This is a genomic window from Candidatus Poriferisocius sp. (genome assembly GCF_965208355.1).
Classification (GTDB): Bacteria; Actinomycetota; Acidimicrobiia; order Acidimicrobiales; family Bin134; genus Poriferisocius.
In genome coordinates, this window is the sequence record NZ_CBDBOM010000003.1 from 2,483,082 (window position 1) to 2,504,165 (window position 21,084).

Below are 21,084 nucleotides of genomic sequence, written 5' to 3' on the forward strand. Positions count from 1 at the left end.
AGGCAATGGCAAAGGGCAAGACGCATAAGCCGCCGCGCAAGATCGCCATAGTGGGCGGTGGCGTCTCAGGGCTGGGGGCCGCGTGGACCCTGCACCACCAACCGGACCGCTTCGATTTCCGACTGTACGAAGCACAGGAACTGCTCGGTGGCAACGCGATCACCGTTGACATGCCCCAAGACGATGGCGGGTCAATTCCCTTTGACATGTCGGTCACCGCCTTGATCCCCTCCGTCTATGAACACATTTTGCTTTTGATGGAGCAGTTTGGAATCGAGCGAATCGACACGAAGTTCAGCTACAGCGTGAAGTACGCCGGACAGATCTACGCCCACGATTTCGACTCTGAGATCAGGCAGCAACTGCATGCGGAGATTGCCAAATTCCAACGACTCTTGCGGCGGATGCAACGGGTGGGCTGGCTGAGCCGCTCCCAGTCGAAGTTCGTGAACTTCCTCAATCCCTTCAACTACGTCAGCATGGGCACGCTGCTGAATCTGGGCGGGTTCTCCGGCGACTTCCGGTACAAGATCCTCAAGCCCATGTTCGTCAACTTCCTCATGGCCACAAACGTGTTCGATATGCCGGCATCCCTGTTCGCCCGGTATCTGGAGTTTTTCGACATCGAGTCGGCTACGCCCATGCAGACGTGGGATCAGGGATCGCAACGCATCTACGAGCACATGTCAGCCGGCTTTCGGGACAAGATCTACCTGAACCGGCCGGTTCAAAAGGTGTACCGATCGAAGTCCGGGGTTGTGGTGGTTGACGAAGACGGCGTCCGGGAAGAATTCGACGAAGTTGTGTTCGCGTGCAACGCCAACCAGACGCTGATGATGCTGGACAAGCCCACCGCCCTCGAGCGCTATCTGCTCTCGTCGATTCGCTATGAGAGCGAACTCCACAACCACACTGTGGTCCACTACGACTCATCGGTGCTTCCCGACAACGAGGCCAAGCCCCTGACCACTCGCAGCAACCACATCGCTCAGTACGGCGCCCGACCCGACAACTACGAGATCACCTACATCATGCACAACCAGCAACCATGGGTGAGCCGGTCGGACAAGCCCTGTCTGGTGACCTATAACGCGATCAGCCCGATCGATGAAGACAAGATTGTCAAGAAGTGGTGGTTCCAACACGTCGTTCACGACGTGCGTCACGTGGCCCTGATCGTCAACCTGTTCCGCTTAATCCAGGGCAAGCGGCGGGCGTGGCACTGCGGCGCCCACACGCTGATCAACAGCCAGGAGACCTGCTTCATCACCGGCATGGCTGCGGCCCGGCAGATGGGGGCGGATTACCCGTTCAACGACCCCGCCGCCAGACGGACGTTCAACTATTACGGGAGCATCATGTACGGCTGGCGGTTCAAGAAGGCCAGGCGCTAACCGCCAAAATCTCTTCTGCCTAGTAGAGCTGGGTCAGACGGGCAGTTCGTGGCGCTTCCCGGCGACCCGGAACTTCAGCTTCTTGTTGGGCGACATCGACGGAAATGGGCTGATCTTGAGCTTGTACTTCTTGGGGGCAATCTCCAGATCGTAGTAATGCACCATCATCAGCAGGTTGATGGCCAATTGAAGTTCCGTCCAGCGGATGCCCAGGCAGGTGTGCGTGCCCAGCCCGTAGGGGGCGTAGGTAGAGCCGATGTGCTCTTTGCGCGGCGCCTGATAGCGGTCGATGTCGAACGTGAAGGGATCGGGGAAGTGATCGCTCATGTAGTGCGTTGCCGTCTGGGCGATGAATACTCGAGCCCCTTCCGGCAGTTCGTAGCCCTCAACTACGCACTTGTTCATCACATTGCGCACTGACATCGGGACGATGGGGTACATGCGCAGGCACTCCATGATGAAGCGGCGAGTGACGTCGATCGCCGGCCCGGTGAGCGTCTCGCGGTCAGGATCGCCGTTGGCGAACAGGGCATCGGCCTCCTCACGGATCTTCTCGAGGTACTCCGGCTGCGCCAGCATGGCGTAGGCAATGAAGGAAAGCTGATCGCCCACGTACATGCTGGCAATCAACGGTGCTGAGAGCACGAATCGCAGGTTCGACTCGGGGAGGAACTGCCGATCACTGCCGTGCATATTCAACAGCTCATCGGCAAGATCCCGAGGACATCCCGCCCGCTGGGCGGGGGTGTGGACCCGCAAAACCCGATCCACCACGTCGTCGATGAGCTTCGCCCGACGCCTCATTGAGGGGGTGTGCAGCATGAACTTGGGGAGGGTCTTGGCCAGGTGCGTCTTGAGCGCCCGCTCCTTGAACTTGTGCATGTCGTCGGATACGTCATTCGAGTCAATGCCGATGGTCAGCGGTGACAGTTCCGAGTTGATCAGATTCCGGCACATGGTCACCGCAATGTCCGCTTCACCAACGTTCCAAGTCGCCAGGTTCTCCCGGGCCTTGTCGAATACCATGTCGAGCTGTTCTTCCAGCCTCCCGCGGGCATAGCCCGGCTGAATGGACTTCCGATACCGGAAGTGATCAGCACCGTCGAGAGCGGGTAACAGCCCTACCCCGCCATAGACCTTCTCGAAGTCCTCCAGATAGTCCCTGGCTCGCAGGTGCATGCGGCCATGGCGGTGTACCCAGTGATTGGTCTCGGGCCCGGCCAAAAAGATCATGCGACCCTGGAATGGCACCTTGACGTCGAATACCGGGCCGTACTCCTTGTGGAGTTCCGCCATGAATGCGGGCACGTTGCCCTTGCGGAGTTGCTTGCTGCGCATCACCTTGCGCAGCTTGAGGCGGGGAATCGCCCTAGTCAGGGCGGTTCGCTGGAACAATGACACGGCGATGTTCTCGCTGACCGCATCGGCGATGGCGCGACCGATCAGGTCCATCTTGCAGACTTGCTCGACGCGCGCTTCCGACTCCTCGTCAAGTTCGAAGATGTAGCGCAAGACGTCGCAGGTGTCGATGAGACAGATGATGATGACGTCTCTAGGGCCGGGAATCTCGTTGTTGAATATCGCCCTGCTGATGCGGGTCTTCACGAACTCAACGGCAGTGCCCACTTCGGAGCTGGTGTGGAATCCCGACTTCCAGGCCCCTTGAGCCAGAGACCAGAAATCCCCTTCGTGGTGTTGCAGGATCTTCAGGTCAACCAAGCGCTCCAGCGTCGTATCGATGATCGAATCCGCTTTCGGCGCGAGGCGCTCAATCCAATACTGAGCGTTGCGCTGAACCGGCTCCTTGGCAATCTCGGAGAGAATCGGATCGAGACAAGGGTCGCCCGTCCTGGTCTGATCCAGAAGGATCAAGGACTCCATGTCGGTGTCGATGCGATAGATGAGCGACAGCTCGGCGAGCGCCGCCCCCACGACGGCGCAGTTCAGGTTCCAGCCGGGAACCTGGCGAAAGTAGCCGCTCTCCTCGTTCAGAAGCGTCAGGACAAGCTCATCGAGCAGCGTCAGCTGGGTGGCGGTCGCGTCATTTTCGGTAACCGTCATAAGCGTTTTTCTGCCTCTCCCACGCTAGGGACTCTAACCATTGGCACTTTCCACAACAACAACTCAGCCCTTTTCCCAAGGCACTTGCCGCGCCCGATGTTCTCTCCGTTTTCTAACCGCAGCGAGCACAAGGGTAGCGTTTTCCGGACACACGCAAGGGGTGGACATGAGCACTCAGTCAATAGAGGCAACCGGCAGCAACGGAGAGCGTGACCTGCGAATCGCCATCATCGGGGCCGGGCCCGGCGGTTTGTGCGCCGCCATCCGGCTCCGCCAGTCGGGGTTTGAGAACTTCACCGTGCTGGAGAAAGGCAGCGGCGTTGGCGGCACCTGGTACCACAACCGCTACCCCGGCTGCGCTTGCGACATCCAGTCGGAGCTCTACTCGTTCTCCTTCGAGGTCAACACCGAGTGGACCCGTCCGTACGCCCGCCAACCCGAGATCTTGCGCTACATGGAGTTTTGCGCTGAGAAGTATGGGGTGCTCCCCCACTGTCGTTTCAACGACGCGGTGACCTCGGCCCGGTGGAACGACAACGATGCCACCTGGACGCTAACCACCGAGTCCGGCGCCGAGGTGACTGCCGACGTGGTTATCAGCGCGCTGGGCATGTTCAACGACGTGCCCTTGCCCGACATCGAAGGCTTGGACTCGTTCGAGGGCAAGACCATCCACTCTGCCCGCTGGGACTGGGACCACGATCTGGCCGGTGAGACTGTGGGCGTTATCGGCTCAGCAGCCAGCGCCGTGCAGCTCGTGCCCGAGATCGCCCTTGAGGTGGGCCAGCTCTACGTTTTCCAACGCACCGCCAACTGGGTGCTGCCCAAAGAGGACGACCCCTACACCCCCGAGGAGATGGCCGCCCGTCAGGCCGACCCCAGCATCGTGGTGGCCCGCCGCGACGAGCTCTTCGAGCAGGTGGACACCGGCATGGCCTTCAAAGACCCCAAGCGGCAGGCCGAGATGGAAGCCATCGGACGGCAATCCCTAGAGGCGGTGTCCGATCCTGAGCTGCGGGCCAAGCTCACCCCCACCCACATGTGGGGCTGCAAGCGGCCGCTGTTCCACAACGAGTACTTCACCACCTACAACCGCTCGAATGTGGAACTGGTGACCGACGCCATCGAGCGGATCACTCCCAAGGGCGTCCTCACCGCCGACGGCACCGAGCGGGTGATGGACACCATGGTGCTGGCCACCGGGTTCTCCACAACGAAGTACCTGTCGGCCATCGAGGTGATCGGCCGGGGCGGGCTGCATATCAACGACGCCTGGGACGACGGAGCCACCGCCTACATGGGCATCACCACCGCCGGGTTCCCCAACTTGTTCATGCTGTACGGCCCCAACACCAACAACGGCTCAATCATCACCATGATCGAATACCAGGTGGACTACGCCTTGGCCCACATCCAGCGCCTGGCCGAGCAGCGCCTGGCCTGGGTGGACGTCAAGGCCGAGCCCATGGCCGACTACAACGAGTGGGTGCAGGAGGGCATCTCCGAAATCAGGCCCTGGAACGCCAGCTGCAACGGCTACTACCGCAGCCCCAGCGGCCGAATCGTCACCCAGTGGCCCCACAACATGACCACCTTCAAGGACCAGACCGCCGCCATCGACGAGGACGCCTACGAGGTGGCTTCTTTGCCTGCGGACTGAATTCGACCCCGTAGGCAAGAAACACCCGGATAGGCAGGAGGCGACGGCAATGAGCGGAAGGTTGGAAGGAAAGGTGGCGCTCATTACCGGCAGCGCCCGGGGCCAAGGTGAGGCGGAGGCCCGCCGGTTCGTGGCCGAAGGGGCCAAAGTGGCCATCACCGACCTGCGGGACGTGCTCGGGGAACAGCTGGCCTCCGAGCTTGGCCCCGACACCTTTTACCAGCAGCTGGACGTGACCCGGGAGGACGACTGGGACACGGCCGTGGCTGCCACTGTGGAGCGGTTCGGCAAGCTGGACATCCTGGTGAACAACGCCGGTATCGGCGCGTTCGGCACCCTGGAGGGACTCGACTTGAAGACCCACCACGAGATGATCGACATCAACCTCCACGGCGTGTACCTGGGGATGCGGGCGGCCAAGGCCGCTCTGGTAGCCACCGGCAACAGTGCCATTGTGAACATCTCCTCCATCGACGGCATCGTCGGTGTGCTGGGCATGACCAGCTACTCCGGCAGCAAGTTCGCGGTCACCGGCATGACCCGCTCGGCGGCCATCGAGCTGGGACCGCTGGGGGTGCGGGTCAACTCCATCCACCCCGGGGTGATCAACAGCCCCATGGTGCAAGAGGCACCGCCTGAGACGCTGGGCCGTCTCAACCGGCTCATGGACATGCAACCCATCAAACGCATGGGCGAACCCGAAGAAATCGCCTCGCTGGCTCTGTTCCTAGCCAGCGACGAGGCCAGCTACATCACCGGTGCCCAGTTCGTGATCGACGGCGGGCACCTGGCCGGGCCCTGGCGGGAGTCGTTCGAGGAATAGGCAAGGACATCGCCATGACCGACGCCCTCCCCGCCTTCGACCCCCACAATCCTGAGTACTTCGAAACCGGCCTGCCCTTCGACCATTTGGCCGAACTGCGCCAGCAGGGGCCGGTGGCCAAGACCCCGCTGGGCTACTACCTGACCCGTCGCCAAGAGGCCGACGAACTGCTGTATGCGGTAGACACCTACGGCTCCGACATGACGCCGGGCACCGGGCTCGGTGGCGTGGAGGAAGTGCCCCAAGAGCAGCTGTTCCTTCCTGAGATCGACGAGCCGGTCCACGGGCAGATCCGCCGGCTGTACAACTCGGCGCTGGGGCCCCACCGCACCATGAGAATCCAACCGTTCGTGCGGGAGACCTGCGAGCGGCTGCTTGACGCCCTGTCTGGCGAGGGGCCTGCCGACCTACACGCCGACTACGCCGTGCCCATCCCCTGCGAGGTGATCGCCCACATCATCGGCCTGCCCGAAGGCGGGGCCGACAACCTGAAGGTGTGGTCGTCGGACGGCTCGGTGATGTTCCGGGCGGTGTGCCCCCAGTACGCCCCCGACGGCCCGCCCATCACCGGCTACCTGAAGGACTTGGTGGCCCAGGAACGGTTGGCCGACGAGCCCACCTCCCACACCTACAAGGTTTTCTTGGACGCCGAAATCGAAGGCGAGCCTCTCAGCGACACGGTGATCGCCCATCAGCTTCAGACCATGGTGCTGGGCGGGGTTCACACCACCCGAGGGCTGCTGGCCCACTCCATGCACCGGCTCATCGTCGAGCCCGACACCTGGGCTGCCTTGGAAGCCGACCGAGAGCTGATCCCGGTTTTCGTCGAAGAATCCCTGCGCCACGACTCGCCCGCCCCACGAGTGGCCCGGCGGTGCCTGAAGGACACCGCCTTGGGCGGGGTGGACATGAAGCAGGGCGACTGGGTGGAGGTGGGCTTGGCGTCGGCCAATCGGGACGAGGAGCAGTACGACGACCCTGAAGACTTCCTGCTCGACCGACCCGACCCCCTCAACCACGTGGCATTCGGCGCCGGTGCCCACGTCTGCCCCGGCGCCAGCCTGGCCCGCCTCGAAGGGGTCACCGCCATCGAGACCTTACTCGATAGGGTGTCCGCCCTAACCCCCGTGGCGGGCTTCGAGTACCCGCCTCTCCCCGCCAACCTCGCCTACAGCGACCTCCCCGCCCACATCACCTGGCGCTAGTTTTCGACGCCTACTTCCAGGCGGGGTTCCAGTGGTTGTATGCGGTTACCTCGGTCGCAGGGTGGCGGAGGGCTGGGCGGAAGTCGGTGCCGAGGGTGTAGGCAATCGGGAAGAGGCCGGCTTGGATGTGGGTGTCGTAGGGGATGCCCAGCAGGTCGGCCATCTCCTGCTCGCGGTGTAGGTGGATGGTGGTCCAGGCGCTGCCCATGCCCCGGCTGCGCAGGGCCAGCATGAAGCTCCACACTGCCGGGATGATCGACCCCCACTGGCTGGCGTGGTGGAAAGTCTGGGCCCGGTCGCTGCGCAGGACTCCGAACCGGTCGACCAGCACCGGAATTAGCATGGCGGGAAGGCGGTGCATGTTGTCGCGTAGGTAGGCCACCGACTCCGACATCTGTTCAGCTCGCACAGTCTGGCGCTCATATTGCTCCCGACCCGTGGCGATGTCGGCCGAGTACTGGGCCATGGCGGCTCGATAGATCTCCGAGGCCTGCCCGATTACTTCGGGATCGTCGAGCACGATCCAGTGCCACCGCTGTTGGTTCGACCCGGTCGGCGCCTGCAACGCCAAGTCCAGGCACTCCTCGATCATGGCCCGCTCCACCGGCCGCTCCAGGTCGAGCCGCTTGCGCACCGCCCTGGTGGTGGTTAACACCTCATCAATGGTCAGATCAAGAACCGTCATGAGTGCATCGTAGGATCGTCGCTATGGGCGATGGGATCCGAGCCATGGTGCAGGTGGGGCCGGAGCAGTTGGAGTTGCAGGAGTTCGCTCGGCCGCGGGTGGGCGATGACGACGCCCTGTTGCGGATCGAAGCCTGCGGGATCTGCGGCACGGACGTTGAGACATACTCGGGCAGTTCACTCATGAACTACCCGGTCATTCCCGGCCACGAGCCGGTGGGGATCGTCGAAGACGTGGGCGAGCGGTACGCGGAACGCTGGGGATTGAAGCCCGGCGACCGGGTGGTGGCCGAGGCCGCCTACGGGTGCGGGCGCTGTCTGGCCTGTCTCGACCGGCAGATGTGCCGGGTGGCCCCGGGCAACCACGGCTTCACTCCTACTGGCCGGACCCCTTCGCTGTGGGGCGGGTACGCAGAGATGATGTATCTGGCACCGGGTTCGGTCCCCCACAAGATTGACAATTCGATCCCGCCTCGCATTGCTGCGCTGTACAACCCGTTGGGCGCGGGGTTCGCCTGGGCGGTGTCGGCCCCTGGCCTGCGCTATGGCGACACCGTCACCGTGCTCGGTCCCGGCCAGCGGGGGCTGGCCTGCGTGATCGCGGCGGCAGCCGCGGGCGCGTCGGCGATTTTCGTGACCGGCCTGGGATCACAAGACGCCCACAAACTGGCCTTGGCCGCCGAGTTCGGAGCCGATGTGACCATCGACGTGGAGTCGGAAAACGCAGTTGAACGAGTGCTGGCCGAAACCAATGGCCGGGGAACCGACATCGTGGTGGACACCACCCCCCACGCCACCCAGCCGGTGGTCGATGCCGTGTCAATGGCCCGACTGGGCGGCACAATCGTGTTGGCCGGGCTCAAGGGCCGGGGAGTGGACGGCTTCCCGTCCGACGATGTGGCCATGCGCTACCAGACCGTCATCGGGGTGCGCACGGTGGACTTCCACAGCTACCGACAGGCGGTGCGGCTCATCGAGTCGGGATCACTGCCGGTGGAGCGCCTCCACACCCACCACTTTCCCATGGAACAGGCCGCCGATGCGGTGCAGACCCTTGTCCAAGCAGGCATTCACAATGCCGTCTCCATTACCGTTGAACCCTAGAAACTCTTCCAAACCCGGAGTATTGCTGTGAACCCCGACGACCTCATTTTGATCAGCGTTGACGACCACATCGCCGAACCGGCCAACATGTTCGAAGCCCACGTGCCCAAGAAGTACAAGGAGCACGCCCCCAAGGTGGTCACCGACGAGAACGGGCGGGAACAGTGGTACTACGGCAAGCTGCCGGGCCGGAACCTGGGCCTAAATGCGGTGGCCGGAAAGCCCCGGGAGCACTACAACATCGACGCCAGCCGCTACGACGAGATGCGCCCCGGCTGCTACGACGTGCACGAGCGGGTACGGGACATGAACGCCGGCGGGCAGTTGGCCGGGCTGAACTTCCCCAACTGGACCGGTTTCTCCGGCCAGGTGCTCAACGAGGGACCCGATCCCGACCTCAACGACATCATGATCAAGGCCTACAACGACTGGCATATCGACGAATGGGTCGGCGCCTACCCAGATCGGTTCATCCCCTGCGGCATCCTGCCCCTGTTCGACATCGACCGGGCCGTGGCCGAGGTGAAGCGACTCGCGGACAAGGGCTGCCATGCGGTGACCTTCTCGGAGAACCCCGCGATGCTGGGCATGCCCTCGATCCACTCCGGGGCGTGGGATCCGCTATTCGCCGCATGCAGCGACCTGAACACCGTGCTGTGCTGTCACTTGGGATCGTCGTCACGGTCAATGGGCGCCTCGGCCGACGCTCCTCCCAGCGTGCCGATGACCCTCTCGTCTGCTCTCACCATTTCCACGCTGGTGGAGTTGGTTTGGGCCGAGTTCTGGGACCTCTTCCCCGACCTCAAGTTCTCACTCACCGAGGGCGACATCGGCTGGATCCCCTACTTCATGTGGCGATCCGAGCACGTGCAAGACCGCCACTCGGGCTGGACCAAGCACGAGTTCGGCATAGACGGCAGCCCCACCGGCGTGTTCCGCAACCACATCCTGTGCTGCTTCATCAACGACCGCATCGGGATCAAACTGCTGGACGAGTTCAACGTGGACAACCTGTGCTGGGAGTCGGACTACCCCCACTCCGACGGCACTTGGCCCCAGTCTCCGGAGTACGTGGCCAAGCTGATGGCCGAACTGCCCGAGGACATCGTGGCCAAGATCACCCACCAGAACGCCATGCGCCACTACCAGTTCAACCCCTTCGCCCACCGGCCGCCGGAGAAGTGCACCGCCGCGGCCTTGCGGGCCGAGTCTCCCGATGTCGACGTGGTGACCCATGTCGGTCGCCCGGCCGATGAGCGCGACGCCGAGTTCTGGCGCCGGATTCAGACTGGCGGCTGGAAGCGCGAGTAGCCGAACGGCTCAGCTAGGCCAAGGGAATGGCGAAAAACGCGATAGCCACGTAGTGGACGGCCACGGCGGCCACCACCAGCAGGTGGAAGATCTCGTGGTAGCCGAACCAGCGGGGCCAGGGATTGGGGCGGTGGGTGGCATAGATGATCACGCCCAGCGTGTATAGGCCACCGCCCACGAACAGCAGAGTTCCCCCCGCGGTTCCCATTCCCCGCCAGACGTCTCCGATGACCAGCAGCGCGGCCCAGCCGACTATTGGATAGGGGGCGATCAGCACCCACCGGGGTGCGTTGAGCCACACCACCCGTCCGACAACGCCGAGCAGTGCGCCGGACCACACCACGCTCAGAACCAGCTGGGCGGCACCGGTATCCAACGCGAAAAAGCCCACCGGGGTATAAGAGGCGGCGATGAACACGAAGATCATCGAGTGGTCCAAGCGGCGGAACATCGCCAGCTTTGGCGGAGACCAGTTGAACCGGTGGTAGGCCGCGCTCACCCCGAAAACGCCCACCACTGCGATGGCGTAGACCGACACAACAGCCCGGTCGGCACCGCCCGGCCCCAAAGCGATGACGATGGGCGCCAAGGTCACCGCAGCCACCGCAGCCACGGTGTGGGACCAGCCCCGGAAAACCGGCTTGGGAAGAACAAGGGGGCCAGCGACCGTCAGACGGCCCACCCTACTCGGGTGGGGCCGCAAGCAAACAGTGCCTAGCCGCTGAACTCGGCGGCTTCGTACTCCAATAGACGGCCGAACAGGTCCCGCAACTCGGAGCGACGAGAGCGGTCGTTGGCCAGGTTGACCAGTTCGTGGGGGTCATCGGCCAGGGAGTACCACTCGTGGTCGTGGTCGTCGAAGTCGGCGTCGGTGTCGAACAGCTTTGGCTCGGGGGCGGGGTTGCCGGTGCGGTCGATGCCGCCGCCCACCCCGTAGTAGCGGGCGTACTTGGTCTCGCCGTCGAAGAAGCCCCGCACCGCGTAGCGGCTGTGGCGGATCAACTCCGACTGGGCGCTGTCTTGGCTGAACAGCACATAGTCCCGCACCGAAGTCGACGGATCGGCCAGCGACGGGGTGAGGTCCTTCCCCGACAGTGTGGGCGAGCCGTCGACATCCACTCCGCCGAGTGCGGCGACGGTGGCGGCCAGGTCCACGTGGGTGGCCAGCGCATCGGTGGACGCTCCCTGCGGAGTGAGCCCGGGGGCCTTGACGATGAGCGGCACCCCCATGACCTCCTCGTACACACACGGCAGCTTGGCCCGCAGCCCGTGCGATCCGCAGGCGTCGCCATGGTCGGAGGTGTAGATCACCACGGTGTCGTCATAGGCCCCGATGTCGTCGAGGGCCCCCAGGATCGCGGCGATGCTGTGGTCGAGCAGCTCGTGGAGCCATGCGTAGTAGTCCAGTTGGCGCAGCCAGGAGTCGACGTCGTCCATGGCCATGTGGCCAACCATGTGCTCCCGGTTGCGGACATGGCGCCAAGCCCGCTGGACCTCGGGCTTGGTGTGGAGGTCGTCGCCGAAGTTGTCGGGCAGTTGGGTGAACCGACGGGGGTAGATCTCCTCCAGGGGTTCTAAGTCGACCTTGCCGCCCAGCATGTGCTCGTGCATGAAATTGAACACGCCCATCAGGTCGGGGTTGGCTTCCTGGTACGACGGCTGATCGAGGGGGTACCACATCACGTCGTGGGGATTCACCAGCGCCACGGTCAAGAACCAAGGGCCGACAGAAGGATCGGCGCCGTGGGTCCGCAGCCAGTCCACCGCCTGGTCGGCGATCACCGGGTCGAAGTGCCGACCGGTCCACGGCCCGCCGATGTAGTGGCGGTCGTCGCCAATCCAGCCGCTGTAACCGAAGGTCTCCATGTCGGGTTGGGGCTCGTGGGTGAGGTGGTACTTGCCCAGGTAGGCCGATTCGTAGCCCACGTCGCGCATCAGCCGCCCCACGGTGGGAATCGCCGGGTCGAGCGCGGTGTGGGCCGGAAAACTCACGTTGTCCACCACGCCGTGCTCGGCCAAATAGCTGCCGGTGTACAAGCTGGCCCGCGACGGCGAGCACGGCGAGGCGTGGGTGTAGTAGCGGTTGAAGTCCAAACCGTCGCGCCGCAGCCGGTCGTGGGCGGGCATCTCCACCACCCCGTCCAGCCACGGGTTGCGCCGCTCCTCGTCGGAAACGATCAACAAAATGTTGGGTTGCTCTGATGCCATAACATTCACCCTCCGTAGGTTTCCCGAAGCTGCTGCTTGAGAACCTTGCCCACCGGGTTGCGGGGCAGTTCGTCGACGATCTCCAGTTGCTCGGGGATCTTCTGGTTCATCAACCCGATCTCCTTGCAGTGTTCGACCATCTCCAAGAAACCGAACTCCTCCCCCGCCATGGGGGCCACCACCGCACAGCACCGCTCTCCCGACACCGAGTCGGGCAGACCGATGACGGCAACATCGGCGACATTGGGATGAGAGAACAGCACATCCTCTACTTCTTTGGCCGAGATGTTCTCTCCCTTGCGGATGATCACGTCCTTCTTTCGCCCGACGATGGTCACGAAGCCCTCATCGTCGACTTCGGCCAGATCGCCGGTGAAGAAGAACCCCTCGTCGTCGAACCCGGACTCGTTCAGCGCATCGTCCAGATAGCCCCGGCACAAGGTTGGGCCGTTCAGGAGCAGCTCCCCTTCGATCAGCTTCCAAGCGGTGTCGTCCAGGATCCGCCCCTCAGTGGTGGCCAGCTTGTCGTCGGGGTCGCCAAGAAAGCAATAGGTGACGATGGGGCACTCGGTAAGCCCGTAGCTGGAAATGATGCCCACGCCGCCCATCTCGTTCTTGACCTCCATATGCAGTCCGGCCGGTTTGGGGGCGCCTCCCCCGATGGCGGCACGCATCTTGGGGAAGATCGGCTGGTCGGGGGTCTTGCGCTGCTCGGCCAGAAAGGCGATGAAAAACGGCGTGCCCGAGCCAGCCAGGGTCAGCCCGTGCTCGCGGAAGAAACGGGTGTCGGCTTCGGGGTTGAAGCTCTCCACCATCAGCAAGGGAGGGCCGCACACCAGAGTGGCAATGAGCAGGCTGATGCCGCCGATGTGGGTGAACGGGAAGGCCAAGGGCCACACATCGTCGGCCCGCAGTTCGAGGTTCTCCCAGATATGACGGGCCGCGGCGATGACCGAGTCGTCGCCGTGCATGGCCCCCTTGGGGTCGGCCGTGGTGCCCGAGGTGTAGTAAATCCATCGCACCGGGAGCCAGCCGTCGTCGTCCAGGGGTGCCTCGAACGGGGCCAAGGTGCTGGGGTCACCCTCGGGGAGGTCGCCGTCGCACACCAGCACGTCACAGTCATCGGTGGCGGCCACCACGGCCTCGGCCATGGCTGGATAGTCGAATCCCCGCCACACCGAGGGCACCACCAGCAGCCGGGCCCCGGTTTGGCGAACCACGAAGCCCACCTCCCGCTCCCGGTAGATGGGGATGATCGGGTTCTGGACTGCCCCCAATCGGGCCAACGCCGCCGACAGGACGAGCGAGGCTCGGCCGTTGGGGAGTTGCCACGACACCCGAGTGTCTGCCGCCACTCCTATGGCGGCCAAACCGGCGGCAGCCCTTTCGGCGGCGTCCCGAAATCCGGCGAAAGTCATCACCGTGCCGTCGGGTTCAATTGTCAGGGGATTGTCGGGGGTGGCGGCGGCCCGCGCTTCTATGGCCTCCCAATAGGTTCTCGGGTTTCCTATCACCGGGTCATTCTCCCAGGTCGGTGGTTGGAGTTTCGAAGCCCACCAGCAGTTCCACCAGCTGGCCGGCCGGGGTACGGATCATTACCGCTACGTCCCACAAGCGGGTGTCGTCCAGCACTTCGCCGCCATGGGCTCTCACTCGCTCGAGAGCCGCATCCATATTGGGGACATTCAGGGATAGGTGGGTGAGTCCGAGCTCGTTCACCACCCGGGCTGGCCGCTCGACCAGCCCGGCGCCGCGGAATTGCAGAAGTTCGAGCACGAACTCGCCCTTGCGCAGATACACCGCTCGCAGACCGGGCCGCTCCAGTTGCAATAGCTGGCCGGTCGACGCGTCGTCGGCGTCGAGCGCCCCGACTCGCTCGAAGTCCAGCGCCCCGGTCCAGAAATCAACTTCGGCATCCAGGTCGGCCACTGCCAGCCCGACGTGGTTGACCTTCTCACTCATCGAGGCTCACCCCCTTTGCCGCCCCCCATCGGTCATGCAGCGTAGGTTGCTGGCGAGCCGCCCGACTAAGGGAACAAACGAGGTGCTCTAGTCGCGGTCGAGGCCGTAAGCAGCAGCGGAGACCCGCTCGTACTTGTAAGGGCTCCACTGAGTGGTGTCGAAAGCCGGCTCGGGGTTGTCGCCCAGGATGGTGACCCGGCTGATGGCCCGGTTGCCGTCAAAGTCGTTCACTGCGAAGTGCTGGGTGGCCCGGTTGTCCCAAATGCCGATGGTGCCCTCACTCCAGCTGTAGCGGCAGGTGAAGTCGGTCTTGCAGGCGTGGGCAGTGAGCAGGTCTAGCAGTGACTCGGACTCGTCCCGGCTGAGCTGGGGGATGCGCCGGGTGAACTGCTTGTTCACGTACAGGGACGGGCGGCCGGTGCGGGGGTGGCGGCGCACAATCGGGTGCTCGGCCTTGTGGTCGGGCTGCCCGTAGTTGGCCGCGGAGTGGATGGCGGTGAGCCCGTTGATCATCTGCTTCATGGGCTCGGCCAGGGTCTCATAGGCCTTGTACATGTTGGACCACATGGTGTCGCCGCCGGCGGGGGGCATCACCATGGCATTGAGCACCGAGCAGATGGGCGGGGACTGCTCGAAGGTGCAGTCGGTGTGCCACACGTCGGCCACATAGCCCGACTCGCCCTTGAGCACCACGATCTCGGGATGGTCTTCATCCAGCTTGGGGATGTAGGGGTGGATCTCCGGCTCGCCAAAGCGAACGGCGAACGCCCGGTGCTCGTCGGGGGTGAGGTGCTGGTCGGGGAAGAACAGCACCAAGTGCTCGTCCAACAGCTCTTGGATGAGGGTGAACTCCTCATCGGACACCGAGGCCAGCGACAGACCCCGAACCTCGGCGCCCAGCGCACCCGCTACCCGGCGCACATCCAGATCAACAGCTTCGATTACAGCCATGGCCGAAGCCTACTTCCCTCAAACCGGTCACAATAATGGGGGCACAGCGAGTTTCCCTCGGGGTTGCGGCATGACAAGGTGGGGCCATGTCTGATCGAGATGCATTGGCCGACCTTGCCGCTGACTACGCCCGCTGCGTGGACCGGGGCAATCCCGAAGGCGTGGCAGCCTGCTTCGCCCCCGATGGGGTGCTGCGCCGCGTCGACCTGCCCAGCGGAGGAACGATACTCAGCGAGCGGACGGGACGAGATGAGATTGCCCGGGCGATCTCCCGGATGAGCTACAACGCCACATTCCATTTTCTGGGCCAGCAGCAGACTGAGATCGCCGGCGACGCCGCCACCGGCGAGACCTACTGCATCGCCCACCACCTGACGGTTCCCGACGACGGAACCCCCGCTACCGACTTCATCATGTTCATCCGCTATCACGACCAATTCGTCCGCCTCGACGAGGGCTGGCGCATTGCGGTCCGGGAACTGCAAATCGACTGGACCGAGACCCGCCTGGCCGAGGCGGTCTAGCCAGCGGGACGAAAGCCCAGCAGGGAGGTGTCGTCGACGTCTTCGTAGGCGGCCTCCACGGCCATGCCCACGGTGACATCGTCAACGTCGCAGTCCACCATGTTGCCCACCAGCCGAGGGCCTTCATCCAGGTCCACCAGGGCGATGGCGAAGGGGATGCGGCTGGCCAGGGCGGGATCGTGGCCGGCTCGGTCCACGGTGAAGGAGTACACCGTGCCTCGTCCGCTCAACTCCCCCCATTCCCAGTCGTCGCCCAGGCAGTGGGGGCAACGGCCCCGGGGGTAGAAGAAGAACCCGTGACGGGGGCAGCGCTGGAGCACCAGGCGCCGCTCCCGCAGGCCGTCGAAATAGGGCGCAGTGATCGGGGTGGGGGTGGGCAGGGGCCGCCCGTCGGTTGAGAAGTGGACCATCAGGCCCCCTCCAAAATGAGGGCCACCTGCTCGGCCAGCATTCCCCCGGTGCCGTTGGCGTAGGCGATGTTGCAGTCGGGCACCTGGCGCTCGTCGGCCCGGCCCTGCACTTGACGCACCGCCTCGGTGATGTGGCTCATCCCGCCGCCCAAACCGGCTTGGCCCATGCCCAGCTGCCCGCCGTGGGTGTTGAGGGGCCAGTCGCCGTCGTAGCGCAGGCTGTGCTCGTCGATGAATTGCCCGCCCTGGCCCTTGGGGCAGAACCCGGCATCCTCGATGGTCAACAGCACGGTGATGGTGTAGCAGTCGTACATGGAGGCCATGTCCACCGCGTCGCGCGACACCCCGGCCATTTCGAACGCCCGGTCGGCGGCCAGCCGAATGGGGGTGTCAATGACATCGGGGGCGTAGGTGATGCTCTTGTGGGTGAGGTGCTCGCCGTAGCCGCTCACGTACACCGGGCGGTGCGGGGACCGGGCGGCGCGCTCAGCGGAGGTAACCAGAACCGCGGAGCCGCCGTAGCACGGCATGACGATCTCCAGCAGCTTCAGCGGGTCGGCCACATAACGCGAGTTCATTACGTCGTCGATGGTGATGGGCTTGCCGTAGAACACCGCCAAGGGATTGGCCTGGGCGTTGTAGCGGGAGTCCACCGCCACCTTGGCCAGTGTCTCCTCGCTCACCCCGTAAGCGGCCATGTAGCGCTGGGCGGCCATGGCGAAACTGGGAGTGGCGGCCACCAGACCAGCGGGAATCTCGAACTGCCCCTGGGGGGAGCCCCAAACCTCGCCGCCCATGTAGGCCCCCATCTTCATCTTCATCGGGCCGCCGTTGGAACCCGGCTGGGGCGGTGCCGGCACCGACGGGGCGAACACCAGCACCGTCTCGCAAATCCCCACTTCGATTGCAGCGGCCGCCCGCCACACCATGCCCGCCGGAGTGGCTCCGCCAAGGTCGACCACCTCGTTGAAGTTGCTGCGAATGCCCAGGAACTCGGCCAGCGCCGACGGAGCGAACAGCGGCGACTCCCGCACACCGTTGATCACCAATCCATCCACCTCGCCCTTGTCCACCTCGGCGTCGGCCAGCACTTCGGCCGCCAGCCGAGCACACGCCTCCATGGTGAACATGGGCTCGTCCCACACCCTCTTTGGCGCCCACTCGGTGAGCCCCACAATCGCCGCCGCTCTCTTTCCCATGCGCCTCACACTAGTGAGACGCTGGCCAGCAGCTTCGGTCGACTATCTGTGTCAGGTGCAGAGGGGTTCGAAGCGGTAGCCCTGGCTGGACAATTCGCTAAGGGCGGCATCGAGGGCCAATACGGTTTGGGTTCGGTCGCCGCCGCCGTCGTGCAGCAGCACAATGGCCCCGTTGCGGGCGTGGTCCACGACGTGCTGGGCAATCTCCGCTGCCGGAGGACTGCGCCAGTCGGCAGGGTCGACATCCCACAGGGCGACATCCAGACCGTGGTCCGCCGCCCAGTCGCGGGTGAAGGCATCGATTGATCCGTAGGGGGGCCGCAGGCACGGCGTAGCCCGAGAGCCAAGCAAGTCCTGGGTTCGCCCGACCGTGTCATCGAACACCTCTTGGGGCAAGCCCGCCAAAGCCTCGTGATTCCATGTGTGGTTGGCGACAGTGTGGCCCTCGGCATTTATGCGTTGGATGATGCCGGGGTATTGCTCGGCCAACGAGCCGATTACGAAAAACGTGCTTCGAACGCCATAGCGGGACAAGATTTCCAGCACTCGCGGCGTGTAAACGGGGTGGGGGCCGTCGTCGAACGTCAAGTACAAGACCGGGCCATCGCCGCTGTCGGGTGCGGACGGCACCGAGGTGCGCTCGGCAGGTCTTGTAGGGATGGGAACAGGGACGGGATTGGCCCCCAGCGGTAGGGCCTCCACATAGAGCCGGTAGTCGACCTGCCCGGCGTGAGTGGATACCACCGTCACCCTCCAAGGACCGGTGGCGGGCAGGTTGGTAGACACCGACTGGAACCGTTTGGACCCCGAGGTCAGCACGCGATCGCCGAGCCGCACATCCAGCCACACCCCGATAGGGGCCTCCAGTATCGCGGTGAACGCCTGGCCCTCGGATATGTAGGCCGTGTAGGGCTGCCTCTGCTGGAAGTCGATCGACCCGGTCACCGTGCCGCCCACGGCACCCGGGTCGAAACGTATGTCGATTTCGGGCGCCTCGGCCTCAGGAAGCGGAAGGTCTTCCAAAGGCATGGACTCGACCACCGACACCGCGGGTTCTGGCCCGGAGATGTCGATTTCCAGCGTCTGACGCAGAGAAATGACGGTGAAGGGCTCGCCCGGCTCGCGATCCAGAAGTGACACTCTTACTAGGCCGTCTCTCACTTCGATTCCCTCCACCACAATGCGATCGCCCACCGGCACCGGCTGTTTGGCCGCCCCACCTCGCCCGTCGTCCACCACCGGCACAAGCAGGTGGAATACGCCCGAACCGGCCGATCTCAAGGTGATGTGGGCCACCACGTCCTCGAATCCGTCACCATCCAGATCACCCTGTGCCACTCGGTTTTGAAGCACAAAGAGGTCGGTGGAAGCGCCGCCGTAGGAGATCTCGGCTTTGCCGCCTTCAAGCTGTATGAACTGGCCGTCCACCTCGAAGGCAAGATTTTCGAGGTCCTCCCAGTCCACCCCCGTTCGTTCGATCGGCACCAGAGTTGGTGCCGGCGGGCTCGGAGGCTCGCTTGGCAGTACCTCTGACGGCATGGAGTCTGGGGATGCTGGCGCAGACGCAGTTGGAGAAGCAGGCAGCGAATTCAAGGACTCTGGGGATGGAGCCGCAGCCAGCGAAGGGGTGGGCAACCCGCCCGTCGGCGAAGACGAGTCATCCTGACCGCACCCGCCGAGAAGCAAAGCCAAGGCGAGCCCAGCGACCGCAAATCTGAGAGAAGTCATGGCCATCTATAGGCAGAGGGGTTCGAAGCGGTAGCCCCGGCTGGACAATTCGCTGAGAGCTACTTCGAGGCCGATAACAGTTTGCGTGCGGTCTCCACCGCCGTCGTGAAGCAAGATGATCACACCATCGCGAGCTTGATCCACTACCTGCTGAGCGATTTCAAGCGCCGACTGCGGGATCCAGTCTTGGGGACTGAAATCCCACGTCACCAGGTCAAGACCATGCTCGGCTGCCCACTCCCGAGTGGACGAGCCCACGGCAGCATAGGGCGGCCTCAGACAGGCGGCGCCGCGATCGCCAAGCATCTCCTGGGTCCGTCCGACTGTCTCATCGAATTCCTCTCGAGAGAGTTCAGCCAAATTCTCATGGTTCCATGTGTGATTTCCGATGGTGTGCCCTTCATCCAGCATTCGCTGCATTGTGTTGGGGTAGTGCTGGGCAATCGAGCCGACTACGAAGAATGTGGCTCGAGCCCCGTAGCGGGCCAGCACATCGAGCACCTCCGTTGTGTGTACCGGATGGGGGCCGTCGTCGAACGTGAGGTACATGACCGGGGCAGACTTGTCGGGACGCGGGGCGGGAGTGGGTAGCGGGGTCGGGGCCGGAGTCTGAGATGGAACCGGAGACGGCGATGGGGTCGGGGCCGGAGTCGGAGTCGGAGACGGGGTCGGAGCCGATGTCGGGGTCGGGGTAGGGGTCTGAGATGGAACCGGAGATGGCGACGGAGTTAGGGCCAATGTCGGAGTCGGAGACGGCCTCGGGGTGGGTTCCGGAATAGCAGGCGGCTCGGTGGGAGCCGGGGTCAGTGCAATGGCAGCAATTGGGGCCCCCGATGTGGGCGTTGGCAACGAAGTATCTGGTTGTGAGCGACTGTCTTGGCTGCATCCGGCGAAAGCCAGCCCTAAGACAAGAAGAGGGGCCAAGGCCCTCCGAGCCGTTTCGGCCATGGGGCAAGCCTATGGCTGAGCCATAAGGATTTTGAGTCAGTCGACTTCGGCGGTTGGGGGCACCTTCCGCTCCAGCAATGCGTCGAAGCGGACCCGGATCTGATTGGCGTAGCTGGGCTTGGTGGGAATTAGGAAATCGCCTGCTCTGATGCCGGCCATGACCGGGCCAACCACGTCGGCCGGCGAGATGCCGGACGCGGTCATCTGGGACAGCGACTCCACCACGAAGGCGTTGTCCTCGCTCTCATCGGTGCCATAGCGCTCGCCGCGTACCCGGGCAGTGTGGGCAATAGCGGTGTCGATGGCGCTGGGGGTCAGCACTGAGGCTCCGATCTTTGCCCCCACCCCGGCCAGGTCCAGGGCCAGGCATTCGGTGAGGGAGAAGGCGGCACACTTCGACACCACGTAGGGGCTGGAAAATCCTCCGGCCACGAAGGCGGCTACCGACGCAGTGTTTACGATGCGGCCCTCGGTGTCCTGGGCGATCATCCGAGGCACGAAAGCGGCCACCCCGTTGACGATGCCGTAGATGTTCACCCCGAACACCCAGTCCCAGTCGGCTTGAGTGCGCTCCCACATGAGGCCGGCCTGGAATACCCCGGCGTTGTTGAACAGCAGGTCCACCTGCCCGAAGGCATCCCAAGCGGCGTCGGCCAGCGTCTCGACCGATGACCGGTCGGCCACGTCTACTTCAACAGCCACCACATCATCACCGATGGCGTCAGCGGTGGCGGTTGCGCCCGCAAGGTCGATGTCCGCGGCCACCACCTTGGCGCCCTGGGCACTGAATCCGGCCGCCAGGGCCGCGCCGATCCCGCTGGCTGCACCGGTTATCACTGCCACTTTGCCGTCAAAGTCCTGCATGATCCCATGCTGGCACGACTCAATGGCCTACGTCGGAGCGGAGAAGCC

The 21,084-nt window shown here is 64.1% G+C and carries 19 protein-coding genes; 7 read left to right on the plus strand and 12 right to left on the minus strand.

Going from position 1 to position 21,084, the window contains the following annotated elements:
• The first annotated feature begins 5 nt into the window (after nt 1-5).
• Nucleotides 6-1,394, plus strand: a complete 1,389-nt coding sequence (locus ACOGXH_RS12885; protein ID WP_419929494.1) for an FAD-dependent oxidoreductase — start codon at nt 6-8, stop codon at nt 1,392-1,394.
• A gap of 33 nt (nt 1,395-1,427) precedes the next feature.
• Here the strand turns inward: ACOGXH_RS12885 and ACOGXH_RS12890 are convergent, their stop codons facing one another.
• Nucleotides 1,428-3,455 carry a cytochrome P450 gene (locus tag ACOGXH_RS12890; protein ID WP_419929495.1) on the minus strand — a complete coding sequence of 676 codons (2,028 nt, stop codon included), beginning with the start codon at nt 3,453-3,455 and terminating at the stop codon, nt 1,428-1,430.
• 166 nt (nt 3,456-3,621) lie between these two features.
• On the opposite strand from ACOGXH_RS12890, the gene ACOGXH_RS12895 reads away from it, so the two are divergent.
• From ACOGXH_RS12895 to ACOGXH_RS12905, 3 genes are read left to right on the plus strand one after another with little or no spacing between them, the layout of a single operon-like run.
• A complete protein-coding gene (locus ACOGXH_RS12895) occupies nt 3,622-5,115 on the plus strand; it encodes a flavin-containing monooxygenase (protein WP_419929496.1) in 1,494 nt (497 codons plus the stop codon).
• A 49-nt stretch (nt 5,116-5,164) separates the two neighbouring features.
• The gene (locus tag ACOGXH_RS12900; protein WP_419929497.1) at nt 5,165-5,938 is read left to right on the plus strand and encodes an SDR family NAD(P)-dependent oxidoreductase; all 774 of its coding nucleotides are present in this window, start codon (nt 5,165-5,167) and stop codon (nt 5,936-5,938) included.
• Between the two features lie 14 nt (nt 5,939-5,952).
• Complete coding sequence (locus tag ACOGXH_RS12905; protein ID WP_419929498.1) at nt 5,953-7,143, plus strand: cytochrome P450; 1,191 nt, start codon at nt 5,953-5,955, stop codon at nt 7,141-7,143.
• A 10-nt stretch (nt 7,144-7,153) separates the two neighbouring features.
• Here the strand turns inward: ACOGXH_RS12905 and ACOGXH_RS12910 are convergent, their stop codons facing one another.
• Complete coding sequence (locus ACOGXH_RS12910) at nt 7,154-7,828, minus strand: nitroreductase family protein (protein ID WP_419929499.1); 675 nt, start codon at nt 7,826-7,828, stop codon at nt 7,154-7,156.
• A 23-nt stretch (nt 7,829-7,851) separates the two neighbouring features.
• Here ACOGXH_RS12910 and ACOGXH_RS12915 point away from each other — a divergent pair, with 23 nt between their 5' ends.
• Nucleotides 7,852-8,931: a zinc-dependent alcohol dehydrogenase gene (locus tag ACOGXH_RS12915; protein WP_419929500.1), complete on the plus strand. Its 1,080-nt coding sequence runs from the start codon at nt 7,852-7,854 to the stop codon at nt 8,929-8,931.
• Between the two features lie 27 nt (nt 8,932-8,958).
• A complete protein-coding gene (locus ACOGXH_RS12920; protein WP_419929501.1) occupies nt 8,959-10,242 on the plus strand; it encodes an amidohydrolase family protein in 1,284 nt (427 codons plus the stop codon).
• A 13-nt stretch (nt 10,243-10,255) separates the two neighbouring features.
• Here ACOGXH_RS12920 and trhA read toward each other — a convergent pair whose 3' ends face one another.
• The 5 genes from trhA to ACOGXH_RS12945 all read right to left on the minus strand — a co-directional run bounded on the left by trhA (nt 10,256) and on the right by ACOGXH_RS12945 (nt 15,363).
• The gene (gene trhA, locus ACOGXH_RS12925; protein ID WP_419929502.1) at nt 10,256-10,924 is read right to left on the minus strand and encodes a PAQR family membrane homeostasis protein TrhA; all 669 of its coding nucleotides are present in this window, start codon (nt 10,922-10,924) and stop codon (nt 10,256-10,258) included.
• A gap of 32 nt (nt 10,925-10,956) precedes the next feature.
• Nucleotides 10,957-12,450 (minus strand): sulfatase-like hydrolase/transferase, encoded by a 1,494-nt coding sequence (locus ACOGXH_RS12930; protein WP_419929503.1) that lies wholly within the window; start codon nt 12,448-12,450, stop codon nt 10,957-10,959.
• Between the two features lie 5 nt (nt 12,451-12,455).
• Entirely contained in the window at nt 12,456-13,964 is a 1,509-nt protein-coding gene (locus ACOGXH_RS12935) for an AMP-binding protein (protein ID WP_419929504.1), read from the minus strand.
• A gap of 4 nt (nt 13,965-13,968) precedes the next feature.
• Complete coding sequence (locus ACOGXH_RS12940; protein WP_419929505.1) at nt 13,969-14,412, minus strand: VOC family protein; 444 nt, start codon at nt 14,410-14,412, stop codon at nt 13,969-13,971.
• An 87-nt stretch (nt 14,413-14,499) separates the two neighbouring features.
• Entirely contained in the window at nt 14,500-15,363 is an 864-nt protein-coding gene (locus ACOGXH_RS12945) for a TauD/TfdA dioxygenase family protein (protein ID WP_419929506.1), read from the minus strand.
• A gap of 86 nt (nt 15,364-15,449) precedes the next feature.
• On the opposite strand from ACOGXH_RS12945, the gene ACOGXH_RS12950 reads away from it, so the two are divergent.
• Nucleotides 15,450-15,887 (plus strand): nuclear transport factor 2 family protein, encoded by a 438-nt coding sequence (locus ACOGXH_RS12950; RefSeq protein WP_419929507.1) that lies wholly within the window; start codon nt 15,450-15,452, stop codon nt 15,885-15,887.
• Here the strand turns inward: ACOGXH_RS12950 and ACOGXH_RS12955 are convergent.
• From ACOGXH_RS12955 to ACOGXH_RS12975, 5 genes are all read right to left on the minus strand, one after another.
• Nucleotides 15,884-16,297, minus strand: a complete 414-nt coding sequence (locus ACOGXH_RS12955) for a Zn-ribbon domain-containing OB-fold protein (RefSeq protein WP_419929508.1) — start codon at nt 16,295-16,297, stop codon at nt 15,884-15,886. The two genes, ACOGXH_RS12950 and ACOGXH_RS12955, sit on opposite strands and share 4 nt — an antisense overlap.
• Nucleotides 16,297-17,496, minus strand: coding sequence for a thiolase family protein (locus ACOGXH_RS12960; protein ID WP_419929509.1), 1,200 nt, complete (start codon nt 17,494-17,496; stop codon nt 16,297-16,299). The genes ACOGXH_RS12955 and ACOGXH_RS12960 overlap by 1 nt, the downstream gene beginning before the upstream one ends.
• A 51-nt stretch (nt 17,497-17,547) precedes the next feature.
• A complete protein-coding gene (locus tag ACOGXH_RS12965; RefSeq protein ID WP_419929510.1) occupies nt 17,548-18,981 on the minus strand; it encodes a polysaccharide deacetylase family protein in 1,434 nt (477 codons plus the stop codon).
• 249 nt (nt 18,982-19,230) lie between these two features.
• A complete protein-coding gene (locus tag ACOGXH_RS12970; RefSeq protein WP_419929511.1) occupies nt 19,231-20,172 on the minus strand; it encodes a polysaccharide deacetylase family protein in 942 nt (313 codons plus the stop codon).
• A 36-nt stretch (nt 20,173-20,208) separates the two neighbouring features.
• The gene (locus ACOGXH_RS12975; RefSeq protein WP_419929512.1) at nt 20,209-21,036 is read right to left on the minus strand and encodes an SDR family NAD(P)-dependent oxidoreductase; all 828 of its coding nucleotides are present in this window, start codon (nt 21,034-21,036) and stop codon (nt 20,209-20,211) included.
• Nucleotides 21,037-21,084: the final 48 nt, after the last annotated feature.